At 72.8% G+C, this 15,992-nt stretch carries 14 protein-coding genes and 1 riboswitch; of the genes, 7 read left to right on the top strand and 7 right to left on the bottom strand.

Features of this window, described 5'->3' with window-relative positions; all coding sequences use genetic code 11:
• Window positions 1-48: 48 nt before the first annotated feature.
• The 4 genes from ACIBJE_RS04560 to ACIBJE_RS04545 form a co-directional block, all read right to left on the bottom strand.
• Complete coding sequence (locus ACIBJE_RS04560; protein WP_396742739.1) at window positions 49-924, bottom strand: T6SS immunity protein Tdi1 domain-containing protein; 876 nt, start codon at window positions 922-924, stop codon at window positions 49-51.
• Entirely contained in the window at window positions 921-1,622 is a 702-nt protein-coding gene (locus ACIBJE_RS04555) for an SGNH/GDSL hydrolase family protein (RefSeq protein ID WP_396742736.1), read from the bottom strand. Before ACIBJE_RS04555 ends, ACIBJE_RS04560 begins: the two co-directional genes overlap by 4 nt.
• 402 nt (window positions 1,623-2,024) lie before the next feature.
• The gene (locus ACIBJE_RS04550) at window positions 2,025-2,795 is read right to left on the bottom strand and encodes a TIGR03089 family protein (RefSeq protein WP_396742733.1); all 771 of its coding nucleotides are present in this window, start codon (window positions 2,793-2,795) and stop codon (window positions 2,025-2,027) included.
• Between the two features lie 43 nt (window positions 2,796-2,838).
• On the bottom strand, window positions 2,839-4,413 hold the full coding sequence (locus ACIBJE_RS04545; RefSeq protein ID WP_396742730.1) for a class I adenylate-forming enzyme family protein: 1,575 nt from the start codon (window positions 4,411-4,413) through the stop codon (window positions 2,839-2,841).
• A gap of 347 nt (window positions 4,414-4,760) precedes the next feature.
• On the opposite strand from ACIBJE_RS04545, the gene ACIBJE_RS04540 reads away from it, so the two are divergent.
• The 6 genes from ACIBJE_RS04540 to ACIBJE_RS04515 all read left to right on the top strand — a co-directional run bounded on the left by ACIBJE_RS04540 (window position 4,761) and on the right by ACIBJE_RS04515 (window position 11,131).
• Entirely contained in the window at window positions 4,761-6,041 is a 1,281-nt protein-coding gene (locus ACIBJE_RS04540) for an SGNH/GDSL hydrolase family protein (RefSeq protein ID WP_396742727.1), read from the top strand.
• A 71-nt stretch (window positions 6,042-6,112) separates the two neighbouring features.
• Window positions 6,113-7,330 carry a cytochrome P450 gene (locus ACIBJE_RS04535; RefSeq protein WP_396742724.1) on the top strand — a complete coding sequence of 406 codons (1,218 nt, stop codon included), beginning with the start codon at window positions 6,113-6,115 and terminating at the stop codon, window positions 7,328-7,330.
• A gap of 9 nt (window positions 7,331-7,339) precedes the next feature.
• The gene (locus ACIBJE_RS04530) at window positions 7,340-8,341 is read left to right on the top strand and encodes an alpha/beta hydrolase (protein ID WP_396742721.1); all 1,002 of its coding nucleotides are present in this window, start codon (window positions 7,340-7,342) and stop codon (window positions 8,339-8,341) included.
• Window positions 8,334-9,494, top strand: a complete 1,161-nt coding sequence (locus tag ACIBJE_RS04525) for an alpha-hydroxy acid oxidase (protein ID WP_396742718.1) — start codon at window positions 8,334-8,336, stop codon at window positions 9,492-9,494. The genes ACIBJE_RS04530 and ACIBJE_RS04525 overlap by 8 nt, the downstream gene beginning before the upstream one ends.
• A complete protein-coding gene (locus ACIBJE_RS04520; protein ID WP_396742715.1) occupies window positions 9,491-10,810 on the top strand; it encodes a PLP-dependent aminotransferase family protein in 1,320 nt (439 codons plus the stop codon). Before ACIBJE_RS04525 ends, ACIBJE_RS04520 begins: the two co-directional genes overlap by 4 nt.
• A gap of 66 nt (window positions 10,811-10,876) precedes the next feature.
• The gene (locus ACIBJE_RS04515; protein WP_088984208.1) at window positions 10,877-11,131 is read left to right on the top strand and encodes a hypothetical protein; all 255 of its coding nucleotides are present in this window, start codon (window positions 10,877-10,879) and stop codon (window positions 11,129-11,131) included.
• A 49-nt stretch (window positions 11,132-11,180) separates the two neighbouring features.
• On the opposite strand, the gene ACIBJE_RS04510 is transcribed toward ACIBJE_RS04515, so the two are convergent.
• Window positions 11,181-12,623 (bottom strand): glycine hydroxymethyltransferase, encoded by a 1,443-nt coding sequence (locus ACIBJE_RS04510; protein WP_396742712.1) that lies wholly within the window; start codon window positions 12,621-12,623, stop codon window positions 11,181-11,183.
• A gap of 17 nt (window positions 12,624-12,640) precedes the next feature.
• A riboswitch (ZMP/ZTP riboswitch) is annotated at window positions 12,641-12,730 on the bottom strand.
• Window positions 12,731-12,862: 132 nt separating this feature from the next.
• On the opposite strand from ACIBJE_RS04510, the gene ACIBJE_RS04505 reads away from it, so the two are divergent.
• On the top strand, window positions 12,863-13,738 hold the full coding sequence (locus ACIBJE_RS04505; protein WP_396742709.1) for a metallophosphoesterase family protein: 876 nt from the start codon (window positions 12,863-12,865) through the stop codon (window positions 13,736-13,738).
• Between the two features lie 36 nt (window positions 13,739-13,774).
• Here ACIBJE_RS04505 and ACIBJE_RS04500 read toward each other — a convergent pair whose 3' ends face one another.
• Both ACIBJE_RS04500 and ACIBJE_RS04495 read right to left on the bottom strand, forming a co-directional pair.
• Window positions 13,775-14,275, bottom strand: coding sequence for a hemerythrin domain-containing protein (locus tag ACIBJE_RS04500; RefSeq protein WP_396742706.1), 501 nt, complete (start codon window positions 14,273-14,275; stop codon window positions 13,775-13,777).
• Window positions 14,276-14,407: 132 nt separating this feature from the next.
• Complete coding sequence (locus tag ACIBJE_RS04495) at window positions 14,408-15,874, bottom strand: S8 family peptidase (RefSeq protein ID WP_396742703.1); 1,467 nt, start codon at window positions 15,872-15,874, stop codon at window positions 14,408-14,410.
• Between the last annotated feature and the right edge of the window lie 118 nt (window positions 15,875-15,992).

Here is a 15,992-nt window from a genome sequence, read left to right as displayed (position 1 = left end):
GACCGTGGGGCGCGACGGTACGCCGTCGTGCCCCACGAGCCGGCGACGCTACGGCCGGGGTCGGCGGCGGACGGCCTCCGCCTCGAGGTCGGCCGCCGACGTGCGTTCGCCGGACCGCCACAGGTCGAGCAGGGATTCGTCGGTGAAGTCCGGGGTGCCGAACAGAAGCGTCCCGTCGTGGCCGACGAACAACTGGCCGCCACCCTTGCGGATCTGCCAGACGTAGACGACCCGGTCCTCCGGATAGGGTGCCACGCCGTACCGGTCGCTCGGCTGGATCGTGGCCAGCTGCTGCTTGCCCCGCTCGGCGAGTTGCTGTTCGCGTTCGGTCAGGACCGACTGGTTCATCGGGGGATCGGGCAGCGGGGCCAGCTTCGGCAGCGCGTACGGCGGCCCGGCGGCGTGCACCAGGAACACGAGGTGTTCCTTGAGTTTCCGGCGGCTCACGTTGGTCACGTCCTCGCGGCCCCCCATCGACAGCGGAAGCGTGAACCCGAAGCACTCGTCGATCTCCGGCACACCCAGCCTGGTTACCGCGTCGTCGTAGCACAGGCGGGGGAGTGGTCTGGCGTACGGATGCTCCAGATAGTCGAAGACGAGATCCGAGACGACGTCGGCGTACTCGGAGTAGAAGCCGTGCGGGTACCGCACGAGCAGGAAGCGGCCCTGGTGCTGCACGACCAGGTCGCCCCAGGCGGTGGCGAAGACCGGCAACGCGCCCGGGTGCGAGGGCAGGATCAGGTCCATCACCGGCAGCAGCAGTGCCGGGTCGATGAGCCGGACGAAGCCGTCCGCCGTCATCAGGGCACCCTCGTCGCGCCAGGCCCGCTCCATCGCGACCGGCACGATGTTCCCGTACCGCTCGATCACGTCGGGGAAGATGCTCCCGACGACGCGGTGGCCGTTGCGGAAGTGCCCCGTCACGCGGTCCGCCCGTCCGACGCGGGAGCATTCAGGCGCACCGCCAGGCGGCGCAGGGTCTCGGCGGTCGCGATGGCGTCGCTGCGGGCGCTGCCGTGCCGGCCGTCGCTGCTGTAGATCGACGGGTCGGCGGTGAGTGGATGGTCGGTCAGCGCCACGTGCAGGGTGCCGAGCCGCTCGGCGAGCCGGGCGGTGTGCGCCGAGAGGCGACGCATCCGCTCACCCAGCCCGGCACGGACCTTCTCCGGTACGGCCGGGCTGTTCGACACGTCGAACATGCCGACCGTGATCACGTCCGCGCCGGCCCGCTGCAACGCGGTCACCATGACGTCCAGCTCGGCGTCGACCGCGTCCGGGTCGTACGCCGGGCGGAACGCATCGTTGCCGCCGCAGACCACCAGCGCCAGGTCGGGGTTGAAGTCCAGGGCCGGGCGCAGCTGCTCGGCGTGCACCTCGTGGGCCCGCAGCCCGCGCCGGCCGAGGTTCAGGTACGCCAGCCCGGGTGCGGCGGCGCGCAGCTCGGCGGCGAGCCGGTCGGCCCACTGGAGAGGGCTGTAGCCGTCGACCGGCTCGCACAGGCCCTCGGCCACGCTGTCGCCGAGCACCACGAACCGCCGCCACGGGTGGCCGGCGAGCAGCGTGATGCTCTCCCCGTCGCGCAGGCAGTACGGATCGGTGGACTCGGTCAGCGTCGACGGCATGCCCGGCACCGTAGTGGACCCCGGCAGTGTGGACCAGCGTCCGGACGGCCGACCTCGGGCCACCATCGCGGCTGGCGCCGGAGACCTTCCCGGCCGCGACGGACCGTCCACCGCTGCCCGGGGGCAGCGGGCGGCGTGGTCACTCTCTGGCGTCAGCGCGCCTCGGAGCGAACCCGTGCTTCCTGTCCTTTGCTCTGCACCCGCCGAGGCGACACTCACGCAGGGTGACGCCCGGGATTGCCGTGTGGTGCTCCCTTGCGGTGACGATCGGCAGGTCGTCGGGGGTGGCGCGTCGGCAGGTGCAGAGCAAAGGATGAAACTGGGCATGGCCGGACCGGCCGCGAGCGTCACGTTCCGTGACGCGCTGGCTTCGCCACCGTGGGTGACGTTCCGGGGCGTCGGCTAGAGCAGGCGGGTGATCTGCTCGGCGGTGATGCGCTCGTCGACCCGGTCGAGGTCGAGGTTGGCGCAGACCACCACGGACGCGCCGACCGCGAGCGGGGCCAGCAGCCACGTCACCGGCTCCTCGTGCGTGGCCGCGTCGACCAGGATGCGGTCGCCCCGACGAAGGTCGCACGCCTCGGCGACGCCCCGGGCGACCTCCCCCCACTGCCGGTAGCTGGTGCCGTCGACGCTGGCCGCGTCGCCCTGGCGGACGGCCGCGTACGGCGGGAGGCTGTCCGGGTACCGGCCCACCTCGGTGAGGAAGTCGCGGTAGCCGGCGGGCGGCTCGGCCGGCGGCACGCCGACCGGCCCGAGACCGAGGACGAAACGGTGGGTGGCCTCGGGCGGGTCGTCCAACCAGTTGTCGATTCGGTGCCGGGCGACGAAGCTGGCGTCCAGCGGTTCGTCCGCGCCGGGCCCGACCTGGGGCAGCCCGGCGGTGGCCCAGCCCCGGAAGGACACCGACACCCCCGCCGCCCATGCGCCCAGCAGCACGGCGGCGGTCTGCCAGTGCGGGGGAAGCAGGACGGCGGCCCGGCTCCCGGGGCCCAGCCCGCAGCCGTCGCGCAGCAGCCCCGTCGTCCGGGCAGCCCATCCGCCGAGCTGTGCGGCGCTCAGCGCCGTCCGTTCGCCGGTCGCGTCGTCGTAGAAGGTGAGCAGCGGAGCTTCCGTCCCGGTGACCGCCCCGGCGGCCAACAGGTCGGGCAGGTCGGCGGTGGACGTGGCCATTGGACCCTCCGGAGCAGGCGGCGCGGGACCATCACCCTACCCGTCACCGACGGTGGCCTCCGGTGCCGGACACGCCTCGACCGGCGGCGTGCCGGTCGCGCAGGGCACGCTTGTCCACCTTGTTGGAGCGGTTCACCGGCAGCCGGTCGACGAACTCCACCCCCTGCGGCGCCCACAGATCGGAGAGCTCCCGGGTGACCAGGTCGACCAGGTCCGTCCCGGTGACGCTCGCTTCCGGGGTCCGCACCACGTACGCGTAGGGGGCCTCGGCGCCGTCGCCGGCCGGCACCCCGACCACCGCCGCCGCCGCGACCTGCGGGTGTCCGGCGAGCACGTCCTCGATCGGACGGCTGTAGATCGGCCAGCTCCGCCGCTGGGTGAGAATCCGGTCGGCCAACCGGTCGACGAGGTAGAGGTACCCGTCGGCGTCCAGGTGTCCGACGTCCCGGGTCCGCACCCAGCCGTCGACCAGCGTGTCGGCGGTCAGCTCCGGCTGGCCGAAGTAGCCGACGAAGCTCAGCGCGGTGCGCACCCACACCTCACCGTCGACACCCGGCGGCAGCACCCGTCCCTCGGCGTCACGGATCTCCACGGACACGTCCCCGTACGGCCGGCCGCAGGAGCGCAGCCGCTCCGGGTGTGCCGGGTCCTCGGTCAGCTGCGGCAGCGCCGTGATGATCACGGCCTCGCTGAGGCCGTACACGATGCGCATCACCGGGCCGAAGCGGGCGATGGCCTGGCGCAGCCGCGCGGGCGCGGCCGGACCGCCGCCCACGTTGAACATGAACATGGCGGAGAAGTCCGCGCCGTCCAGCGCCGGGTGGTCGAGCACCTCGTAGAGCATCGGCGGGGTGAGGAAGGTCGAGTTGATCTTTTCGGCGTGCACGGTGGCGATGAACCGAGCGGGATCCCACCCCTCGGCGGGGAAGAGCACCCCGCCGGTGAAGAGGTTGACCAGCGTGGTGACCTGCCCGCTGGCGATCCACATGGGGGAGTGCGACAGGTGCCGCAGCAGTGGCGTGCCGCTGCCCCGGATCGCCTCGGCGATGGCGAGGACCTGCCGGTAGAAGCTCTCCCGGTGGTGCACCAGCTTCGGGACGCCGGTGCTGCCGCTGGTCTGGAGGAACGACTCCGGCTCCGGCACCGACACCGGCAGCGCGGCGACGTCGGCCGGGTCACCCGGCGCGGTCAGGTCGGGTCCGGTCCCGGCGCCCAGGCAGAGCACCGGCACGCCGGGCAGCGCGGCGGCCACCTCCGCTCCCCGCCCCCCGTCGCGGGCGTCGTGAACGAAGACGTCCGGGCGGGAACGCCGGACGAACTCCTCGATCTCCCGGCGGGAGGTGACCGGGGCGATCCACATCGACCGGCAACCGAGCAGGTGCAGCGCGAGCTGGAGCAGTGGCGCCTCGAGCACGTTGCCGGCCATCACCAGCACGGCCGCCCCCGGCCGCACCCCGTGCCGGTGCAGGTTGCCCGCGAGGGACCGGACCGCGTCGGCGACGTCCCGGTAGGAGAGCCGCCGTCCGTCGGCGACCAGCGCCTCCCGGTCGCCGAACCCGGCGAAGAGGGCCAGGGCGTCGTGTACGTAGCTCGTCCGGTGCGTGGACCCGTCGGCCATGCGGCAGCTCCCATCCGTGCGGGGTGGTCGCCGGACGCGAGGTCCACACGGAACCTGGTGCGGGCGCGTCCGGGAAAGGGTGTCGGCCGGTGACGGGACCGCGGCGACCACCGCCGACCATCCGCACCGCCGCTCGTCGAGCCTAGGTGGACGGTGTCGACACGGACCAGAGCCGATCGTCGGAGGGCACCGTCCGGGCAGTAGTTGATCATGCCGATCCGGTTGATTGACCCCTGTCAGCAGCGCCGTTAGGTTTCTGGACCATCGTCCGGGCGTCGCCGACCAGCGGACGGCCCCGGGCTGCCGATAATGGAGGTTCAATGTCGACCCCGAAAAGATGGCACGTCGTGGCTGCGGCCACGGCGCTGCTGGTCACGGGCACACCCGCCGTCGTGGCCAGTGCCGGCCCGTCGGCCGAGGTCAACCGCAACGACCGATCGCGCGACGTGTGGGCGGGCACCTGGGCCGCCGCGGTCACCCGGGGCAACTCGGTCGGACTGACCAACACCGGGCTGAACAACCAGAGCGTCCGGATGGTCGTGCACACCACCGTCGGTGGTGACCGGCTGCGCATCCGACTCAGCAACATCTTCGGCGAGCAGGCTGTCAAGCTCGGGCGGGCCACTGTCGCCAAGCCGAACACCAGCACCCCGGACGACCTGTCGGACATCGACACCGGAACCCTGCGCGAGCTGACCTTCGGCGGCTCGACCACCGCCACCATGAACCGTGGCGGGGAACTGCTCAGCGACCCGGTCGCCCTGCGCGTCGGCGAGCAGCAGGACCTGGTGGTGACCCTGCACTTCCCGACCTCGACCGGACCGGTCACCTTCCACGGCCAGTCGCGGCAGACCACGTACATCGGTGCCACCGACCTGACCGGCGCGGCCGGCGGCACCGGCTTCACCATCCGCCCGGACTGCTGCTGGTTCTTCCTCTCCGGCGTCGACGTCGAGCGGCGCAAGAGCCCGGGCGCGGTGGTGGTCCTCGGCGATTCGATCGGCGACGGCAACGCGAGTACGGTCAACGCCAACAAGCGCTGGCCGGACTTCCTCGCCGACCGGCTGATCGACACCCGCTCCGAGGTCCGTACGCCGGGCGTGCTCAACGCCAGCCTCGCCGGCAACCGGCTCAACCACGAGGGCACCGAGCCCGGTGCCGGCGGCTTCCCCGGCTACCACGAGCTGGGCCCGAACGCCGTGGCCCGACTCAACGAGGACGTCTTCGCCCAGACCGGCGTGCGGACCGTCGTCACCCACCTGGGCATCAACGACATCTGGATGTCGGGTGACTCCGCCGACAGCATCATCGCCAGCCTGCGGCAGATCAACCAGCAGGTGAAGCAGCGTGGGTTGACCAGCCTGGTCGCGACGCTGACCCCGTACGAGGGGCACGGCGCCGTGGGCGTCTGGACGCCGGAGAAGGAGGCGACCCGGCAGGCGGTCAACGCGTACCTGCGCGGCAGCACCGAGTTCGACGGGGTGCTCGACTTCGACCAGGTGCTCCGTGACCCGGCACAGCCGAGCCGGCTGCTGCCCGCGTACGACTCGGGGGACCACATCCACCCGAACGACCTGGGCAACAAGGCGATGGCCGAGGCCGTGAACCTGCGGCTGCTCGACCTGTAACAGCACGTCGGAAGCGGCGGGGTGATCCCCCGCCGCTTTCTGCCGTCATTCCTGGGGAGGAAGCACCACACGTGGACGTCCACACCATCCTGACCGGCCTCTACAGCGAACAGGGCCGCCAGGACCCGTACCCGTACTACGCCGCCCTGCACCGGTTGGGGCCGGTGGCCGCCGTGCCGGACCGGGGCGAACACCGCTCGGTGACCGCCGTCGCGGTCGGCTACGACGCGGTCGCCCGGGTCCTGCGCGACCCGGAGTTCTCCAAGCAGCCGCCACCGAACTGGCGGGACCACGAGGTGCTGCGGACGCTCCAGACCTCGATGATGTTCGTCAACCCGCCGGACCACACCCGGATGCGGCAGGTCTTCGCGAAGACGTTCACCCCGCGTCGCCTGGGCGCGCTGGAACCGGTGGTGGTGCGGGTCGTCGACACGCTCCTGGACCGGATGGCCGAGGCCGGGGCGGGCGGCACGGAGGTGGACTTCGTCGCCGACTTCGCCCACCCGGTGCCCGCCCTGGTGATGGCGGAGTTCATCGGCATCCCGGCGCGGGACCTGGCCTGGTACCGGGACCGGGTGGAGTCGATCGACGCGTTCCTCGACGTGGCCGGCAAGACCCCGGAACGGCTGGCCGCCGCGAACACCGCCGCCGCCGAGCTGCGCGAGTTCTACCGCGAGCTGATCGCCCACCGGCGGGCCACCCCGGCCGAGGACCTGATCAGCGGCCTGGTCGAGGCGGTCGACGCCGGTGACGTCGGGCTCACCGAGGACGAGCTGATCAGCAACCTGATCGTCCTGTTCAACGCCAGCTTCGTCACCACGGTCTACATGCTCAGCAACGGACTGCCGATCCTGCTGGACCACCCTGACACGGTCGCCGCGCTGCCCGGTGACGACGCCCTGGCGGCCGGGTGCGTCGACGAGATCCTGCGGCTGCAGAACCCGGTGCACTTCCTGGCCCGCGCCGCGCCCCGCGACCTCGACCTGGACGGCGTCCCGGTCGCCCGGGACGAGAACGTGCTGCTGCTGCTCGCCGGGGCGAATCGGGACCCGGAGCGTTTCGGTGACCCGGACCGCTTCGACCCCCGCCGGACCGGGCCGGCGTCGCTCGCCTTCGGCCTCGGCCTGCACTTCTGTCTCGGTGCCGCCGTCTCCCGGCTGGAGGGGCGGCTCGCGCTGCCCCGGCTGCTCGCCCGCTTTCCCCGGATGGCCGTCGCCGAGGAGCCGACCTACAGCGGCAGCCTCTTCCTGCGCGGCATCGACAAGCTGCTCGTCACCACCGGCGGTTAGGAGACCGACATGCCACTGGACCCGCAGGTCCTGGCGTACCGCGCCCGCCGGGCGGCGGCCGGTACGCCCCAGCTCTACACCCAGACCCTCGCCGAGGCCCGCGCCGCCGACCTGGCCGCGATCCGGGCCGGCGGCGGTGACGCCGAGGCGGTGCACGAGGTACGCGACCGGACCGTCCCCGGCCCGGACGGGGACCTGCCGATCCGGATCTATCGTCCGGCCGGCGACGGGCCGCTGCCCACCCTGGTCTACTTCTTCGGCGGCGGCTGGACCCTCGGCAGCATCGACACCGCCGACGGCATCTGCCGTCGACTGGCCAACGCCGTTCCCTGCCAGGTGATCACCGTCGGCTACCGGCTCGCCCCGGAGAACAGGTTCCCGGCCGCGGTGCTGGACTGTCACGCCGCCACCTCCTGGATCGCCGCGCACGCCGACGAACTGGGTGTCGATCCGGCCCGGCTGGCGGTCGGCGGGGACAGCGCCGGCGGGAACCTCGCCGCGGCGGTCACCCTGCTCGCCCGCCGCGACGGCGTACCGACGCTCGCCGGGCAGCTGCTGGTCTACCCGAACACCCTGCACCGTGGCGAGACCGACTCGATGCGTGAGTCCGAGGACCCGTACCTGTTCAACCGGACGTCGGTCGACTGGTACTGGGGGCACTACCTGGCCGACCCGGCGGACGGGCGGAACCCGCTCGCCTCGCCGCTGCTCGCCGAGGACCTCGGTGGCCTGCCCCCGGCACTGGTGATCACCGCCGAGTACGACCCGCTGCGCGACGAGGGGGAGCGGTACGCCGAACGCCTCCGCGAGGCCGCTGTGCCGACCGAGCTGGCCCGCTACGCCGGCATGATCCACGGGTTCTTCGCCATGTCCGGCGTCCTCGACGGGGGTCGGCACGCACTCGACCGGGCGGCCGGCTGGCTGCGGGGGCGCCTGCACGCCCCGGCGGCCGGGGCGGACGCCGCCCGCCCGGACCGGCGGCCGGTGGGCGCGAGGCGGGCTGATGGCTGAGAGCGTCGCGCCCCCCACCGGTCCGTCGACCGGGCCCGAGGGCACCGTCGGACGCCCCGTCGGCCACCAGCCGCCGGTCTGCCTGGCCGACTTCGCCGCGGCGGCCCGCGCCGTCCTGCCCGCCGACGTGTGGGACTTCGTCTCCGGCGGCAGCGGCGCGGAGACCACCCTCGCCGCCAACCGGGCGGCCCTGGACCGGGTCGCCGTGCTGCCCCGGGTGCTGCGCGGGTCGGGAGCCCCACGGCTGGACGCCGTGCTCGCCGGTCGGCCGGCGGCGCTGCCGGTGGCGGTGGCGCCGATGGCGTACCAGAAGCTGGTGCACCCCGACGGGGAGCTGGCCCTGGCCACGGCGGCCCGGACGGCCGGCGTGCCCTACGTGGCCAGCACCCTCGGTAGTTGTCCGATCGAGGAGGTCGCCGCGACCGGCGCGGACGTCTGGTTCCAGCTGTACTGGCTGCGGAACCGGGGCCTGGTCGTCGACCTGCTGGCCCGCGCCGAGGAGGCGGGCTGCACGGCGCTGATGGTGACCGTGGACGTGCCGGTGCTCGGCCGCCGCCTGCGCGACCTGCGCAACGCGTTCCGCCTGCCCGCCGAGGTGGTGGCCGCGAACCTGCCCGGCGGCCGGAACGACCTCGCCCACCAGGGCACCCCCGGCGTGTCGGCGGTGGCGGCGCACACCGAAGCGGTGTTCGCCCCCGCCCTGACCTGGTCGGACCTGGAGTGGCTGCGGTCGGAGACCCGGCTGCCGTTGCTGGTGAAGGGCATCCTCGACCCCCGTGACGCCGCCCTCGCCACCTCCGTCGGCGCGGACGCGGTGGTGGTCTCCAACCACGGCGGCCGGCAGCTCGACGGCGCGCCAGCCGCCGTCACCATGCTGCCCGAGGTGCTAGCGGCGGTCGACGGCCGTGGCGAGGTGCTGCTGGACAGCGGCGTACGCGGCGGCACCGACGTGCTGCGCGCCCTGGCGCTCGGCGCGAGCGGCGTGCTGGTCGGCCGGCCGATGCTCTGGGCGCTGGCGGCGGGCGGGCGCTCCGGCGCGGAACGCGCCCTGTCGATGCTGGCCGAGGAGCTGCGCGACGCGTTGGCCCTGGCCGGCTGCGCCGATCCGGCCGAGGCCCGTGAGCTGCGCGTGCTGACCGGAGGAGATCGATGAGCGAACCGGTGGAGATCGACGTCGCCGCACTGCACCCGGCGGTCGACGATCCCGCGCTGAACTCGATGAACTTCCTCAACGAGGTGGCCCAGCGGTACCCGGACGCGGTCAGCCTGGCCGCCGGGCGGCCCTACGAGGAGTTCTTCGACGCCGACGCGTTGCCCCGCTATCTGGACCGGTTCCGCCGGTACCTGACCGACGAGCTCGGCCATGACGAGGCCGGGGTCCGGCGCACCCTGTTCCAGTACGGCCGCACCAAGGGAATCCTGCACGAACTGATCGCCCGCAACCTGGCCGTGGACGAGGGCGTCACCGTCGACCCGGAGGCGGTCGTGGTGACCGTCGGCTGCCAGGAGGCGATGTTCCTGGTGCTGCGGGCGCTGCGCGCCGACCCCCGGGACGTCCTGCTCGCGGTCGCGCCCACCTACGTCGGGCTGACCGGCGCGGCCCGGCTGCTGGACTTCCCGGTCCGGCCGGTGCGGGGCGGGCCGGACGGCATCGACCTGGCCGACCTGCGGGACCGGCTGGACGAGGCCCGGGCCGCGGGGGAGCGTCCCCGGGCCTGCTACGTGATGCCGGACTTCGCCAACCCGTCCGGGGTGAGCATCAGCCTCGCCGACCGCCGCCGGCTGCTCGACCTGGCCGAGGCGGAGGACCTGCTGCTGATCGAGGACAATCCGTACGGTCTGTTCCCGGCCGACGGGACGGACCGGCTGCCCACCCTCAAGGCGCTCGACGAGCGGCGGCGGGTGGTCTACCTCGGTTCGTTCGCCAAGACCGTGCTGCCCGGCGCGCGGGTCGGCTACGTCCTGGCCGACCAGCGGGTGCGGGGCGCGGACGGGACGGTCGGGCTGCTCGCCGACCAGCTCGCCAAGATCAAGAGCATGATCACCGTGAACACCTCGCCGATCGCCCAGGCCGTGGTCGGTGGCCGGCTGCTGGAAAACGGGTGCAGCCTGGCCCGGGCAAACGAGCGGGAACGGGCGGTCTACGCCGGCAACCTGCGGCACCTGGTGGCCGGCCTGGCCCGGCGGTTCCCACCGCCGTCCCCGGTGCGCTGGAACGTCCCGGCCGGCGGCTTCTTCGCGGTGCTGACCGTGCCGTTCCCGGTCGACGACGCGCTGCTGGCCCGCTCGGCGCAGGAGTACGGCGTGCTCTGGACGCCGATGGCCCACTTCTACGACGACACCGCCGCGGTCGAGGCCCTGCGGCTGTCGATCAGTGCGGTCACCGGTGAGCAGATCGACCTCGGCCTGGACCGGTTGGCCGCGCTGCTCGCCGACGAACTCGACCGGCGCGGTGTGTCGGTCACCTGACGCGTCCGCCGCGACACGCTCCGACTCGCCACGACACGCTCCGGTGTGGACGGCGATAATGGAACGATGGTCGCCTGGGAGTACGCACTACTGGTCCGCCGCTACCAAGGGCAGGGACGCAGTTTCGAGGTCACGTTCACCTGGTACGGCCCGGACGGCTCACGCCGGGACGTCACCCCCTACGGCGACACCGCCATCGCCCACCTGAACCGGGTGGGCCGGGAGGGGTGGGAGCTGGTCTCCGCGGCCGAGGACGTCAACAACGTCCAGGGCAGCACCGAGGTGCACCGCTACCACCTCAAGCGGCCGATGCCGATCTGACCCCGGTCGGGGTGACGCCGTGCCCCGGCGCCACCCCGACAGCCGGTCGTCAGCCCAGGTCGACGGTCGGGTAGAGCGGGAAACCGGCGACCAGGTCGCTGGCCTGCTTGGCGATCCGCTCGGACACCGTCGGGTCGAGGATGTACTTCGCCTTCGACCCGGTGCCGTCGGCGTTCGCCCCCGGCCGGGTCTGGCTGAGCACCGTGTGGATCAGCTCGGCGGTCTCGTCCATCTGGTCGGTCCCGAGGCCCCGCGTGGTCAGCGCCGGGGTGCCGATCCGGATGCCGGAGGTGTACCACGCCCCGTTCGGGTCCTGCGGGACGGCGTTGCGGTTGGTCACGATGCCGGAGTCCAGCAGGGCCTGCTCGGCCTGCCGGCCGGTCAGCCCGTAGCCGGTCACGTCGATGAGCACCAGGTGGTTGTCGGTGCCCCCGGTGACCAGGGTGGCGCCGCGCCGCAGCAGCCCCTCGGCGAGGGCGTGGGCGTTGGCGACGATGCGCTGCGCGTAGTCGGCGAAGTCCGGCCGGCGGGCCTCGGCCAGGGCGACCGCCTTGGCGGCCATCACGTGCGGCAACGGACCGCCGAGCACCATCGGGCAGCCCCGGTCCACCTGCTCGGCCAGCTCCGGGCCGCAGAGCACCATGCCGCCACGCGGCCCGCGCAGCGACTTGTGGGTGGTGGTGGTGACGATGTGTGCGTGCGGCACCGGGTCGAAGTCGCCGGTGAAGACCTTGCCGGCGACCAGCCCGGCGAAGTGTGCCATGTCCACCATGAAGGTGGCGCCCACCTCGTCGGCGATCTCCCGCAGGATCCGGAAGTTGACCTTCCGGGGGTACGCGGAGTAGCCGCCGACCAGGATCAGCGGCTTGAACTCCCGGGCCGCCTCGGCGACCTTGTCGTAGTCGATCAGCCCGGTCGCCGGGTCGGTGCCGTAGCTGCGCTGGTCGAACATCTTGCCGGAGATGTTCGGCCGGAACCCGTGGGTGAGGTGTCCACCGGCGTCCAGCGACATGCCGAGCATCCGCTGGTTGCCCAGCTCGCGGCGGAGCGCGAACCAGTCGGCCTCGGTCAGGTCGTTGACGTGCCGGGCCTGCGCCCGCTTCAGCGCCGGAGCCTCCACCCGGTCGGCCAGCACCGCCCAGAAGGCGACCAGGTTGGCGTCGATGCCCGAGTGCGGCTGCACGTACGCGTGTTCGGCCCCGAACAGCTCCCGGGCGTGCTCGGCGGCGAGCGCCTCGACCGTGTCGACGTTCTGGCAGCCGGCGTAGAAGCGCCGGCCCACGGTGCCCTCGGCGTACTTGTCACTGAACCAGTTGCCCATCGCCAGCAGGGTGGCCGGGGAGGCGTAGTTCTCACTGGCGATCAGCTTGAGTGACTCCCGCTGGTCGGCCAGCTCGGCGCCGATCGCGTCGGCCACCCGGGGCTCGACGGCGCGGATCACCTCAAGGGCGCTGCGGAAAGCGGTGGACTCGGCGTTCGGCGACGACGGCATGCGACCTCCAGTACGGTGCGGAAGGCCCAGGCGCTCGGCGTGCGTCCTCATGACGGGGCCGCTTCCCGATGGTGCTCCATCCCCACGCGCCAGTCACGGCCCACCGGCGATCCTACCGGGTCGCGGCGGCCGGCCTCGGGCGCGCCTCCGCCGGGGCTGGAGCGGGGCGCGAGCGCGCCCCCGCCAGGGCGCGTGCGCGGGGACGCTGGCCCCACGGAGGTGTCCGTAAGATCGTGGTCATGGTGGGGGAGGGCGGCGGCAGCCTGGTCGCGATCAGTGATCTGCACGTCGGATACGCGGACAACCGCCGGATCGTCGACGAACTGCGACCGGAGTCGCCGGAGGACTGGCTGCTCGTCGCCGGGGACGTCGGCGAGACGGTGTCGCACATCGAGCGGACGCTCGGTCAGCTGCGTGAGCGTTTCGCGAAGGTGATCTGGGTGCCCGGCAACCACGAGCTGTGGACCCCGGCCACCGATCCGGTGACGCTGCGGGGCGAGGAACGCTACCGGCACGTGGTCGACCTGTGCCGCCGGCTCGAGGTGGTCACCCCGGAGGACCCGTACGAGGTCTGGCGCGGCCCGGACGGGCCGGTCCGGATCGTGCCGCTCTTCCTCGGCTACGACTACACCTTCCTCCCCGACGGCATGGACCGGGAAGCGGCGCTGGCCGAGGCGCACCGCACGGGGATCGTCTGCACCGACGAGTACCTGCTGCACCCCGACCCGTACCCGAGCCGGCAGGCGTGGTGCGCGGCGCGGCTGGCGCAGACCCAGGCCCGCCTCGACGCGCTCGACGAGATGCCGACCGTGCTGGTCAACCACTATCCCCTGGTGCGGGAGCCGACCCGGATCCTGCGCTTTCCGATCTTCGCCCAGTGGTGCGGCACGACCGCGACCGCCGACTGGCACCTGCGCTACCGGGCCGCCGTGGTGGTCTACGGCCACCTGCACATCCCGCGCACCAGCGTGCACGACGGGGTGCGGTTCGAGGAGGTCTCCCTCGGCTACCCGCGCGAGTGGAAACCCCGCCCGAACGGTCCGCGACTGCGGCAGATCCTCCCCGTTCCGCCCGGTGACCTACCGGAGTGGCCGGCGATCCAGCCACTCCGGTAGCCGGGTCCGGGCGACCGTCGTGCCCGGTGGTCGGGCTCAGGCGGTCACCGCGTCGAGCGCCTTCTTCAGCGCCTTCGGCGCGGTCGGGGTACGCGGCGCGTCCGGGCGCAGCGCGAGCATCCGTTCACCGATCTCCTGCAACTGCTTGCGGCCGAGCGCCTCGCGCACCTTGGGGAACCACTCCTGCTCCTCCTCCTCGACGTGGTGCGTCACGTTCTCGATCAGCACCGTGGTCTTGGCGACGAAGCGTTCGTCGTCGGCGTCCATGGTGGCCAACTCGGCGCACAGCACGTCGGCGACGTGGTGTTCCTCGTACGACTCGAGGATGTCGTCCTCCAGGTCGGGCAGGAGCCGGCGGACCTCGGGGTACATCACCTCGTTCTCGAGGTAGGTGTGCACGGTCAGCGCCTCCAGGATCCGGCCCACCAGTTCCTGCCGCCGCTTCGGCGGCCCGTCCTGGGCGTCCTGGAACTCCCGGAACAGCCGGCGCATCTCCTTGTGGTCCTCTTTGAGCAGCACGATCGCATCGGTGGACACCGTTGACCTCCTCGGGTGGGCTGGTGATCGCCCTGCTACCCCCGGTCGGGCCGGGCAAAACAGACCTCACCCGGACGGGTGAGGGCCCGGCGCGTCCCCGCGCCGGGCCCTCACCGTGCTGCCGCCCCGTGGTTACCGGACGGCCTCGTGGGCGTCGACCATGCCCGCGCCGTAGAAGCCGTTGCGCGCCCCGCCGGAGCAGGTGGCGTCGTAGGCGTCACCCAGCAACGGCACGGGGTTGTACACCCCGGCCGGGCAGGACACCGGGTCGGCGGTGCGCTCCAGGAACGCCGCGAGCTGACCCGGGTTCATCCCCGGGTGGGCCGAGGCGGCCAGGGCGGCCACGCCGGTCGCGTGCGGGCCCGACATCGAGGTGCCCTGCTTGTAACCCCAGCCGTTGGTCCGGGTCACCACGTTGAACGTGGTGGACAGGATCGCGTCGGAGGTGGTGGAACGGGCCCCCTCGGTGCGGAAGCGGGTGTCGCCACCGGGGGCGGTCACGTCGACCACACCCTGCCCGTACGAGCTGTAGTAGCTCTTCGCCCCGGTCGGGCCGACCGCCGAGACGGTCACCACGCCCGGTGCCTCGCCCGGCAGAACGAGGCAGGCGCTGTTGACCTCACGCACCTCGGGCGTGCCGTTGTTCGGGCTGCCCGTGTCGACGTTCTTGTGCGCCAGGTCGTAGTTGGAGTTGCCGGCGGACGCCACGTGCAGCACGCCCTTGCCCTGCGAGTACCGGATGGCCCGCTGCACGGCCTGCCACACCGGCCGCTGCCGGGCGTCGTTGCGGCAGTTCAGCTCCCACGGGTCGATGTAGTAGCTGTTGTTGGTCAGCTGCATGCCGTGCTCGGCGGCCCAGAGGAAACCGCAGACCGCCGCCTCGGGGAAGATGTAGCCGTCGTCGTTGACGACCTTGACGGCCGCCACCTTGACGCCCGGGGCGACACCGGTGACCCCCACGCCGTTGATCGCGGCGGCGATGGTCCCGGCCACGTGCGTGCCGTGGTCGGAGGTGGTCGGGTTCCAGGACGCCTCGGTGGTGTCCGGGACGCCGCCGATGCAGCTGGCGCTCTTGTCCTTGGCGATCTGGCTGGCCAGGTCCGGGTGGCTGCTGGAGATGCCGCTGTCCAGCACCCCGACCACGACGTTCGGGCTGCCGGTGGTGACCGCGTGCGCCTGCGGCACGTTGATCATCGGCATGTCCCACTGCTGGCCGAAGAGCGGCTCGCCGGTCGGGTCCGCACCAGTCGCGGTGAGACCGGTCAGCTCCACCGTCTCGCCCTCGTCCAGCGCGGTGCCCAGTCCGGCGGTGGAGGCGACCGAGTCGACCCCGGCGCCGGCGACCTGCCGGGCGAAGTCGGGGTTGGTCGAGCGGACCACCAACACGCCGATCTGGTCGTACGTGGCGACCACGGTGCCCTGCGCGGCCTTCGCGCGGGCCACCGCCCGGTCCGTCGACGCGCCCTGCGGCGCGAGCACCAGGAACGTCGTCTCGGGACCGGCCGCGGACGCCGGAGCCAGCCCACCGGTGACGGCGAGGCCGACACCGAGCGCCACGGTCGAGGCCGCGGCAAGTGTCTTGCGACGGATGAACTTCACACACACTCCCAGGGGGCTGTTCCCGCCGGTCGCGGATCCGTTTCCAGACGCGTCCGGCGGGGGCGGGCGGGGTGCCCGCCCTCGGTTGACCAGCGTAGGGAGCGGGTGTGGCGTTACA

The organism is Micromonospora sp. NPDC050187, assembly GCF_044459745.1.
Classification (GTDB): Bacteria; Actinomycetota; Actinomycetes; order Mycobacteriales; family Micromonosporaceae; genus Micromonospora.
This window is presented reverse-complemented; position numbering and strand designations above follow the sequence as displayed.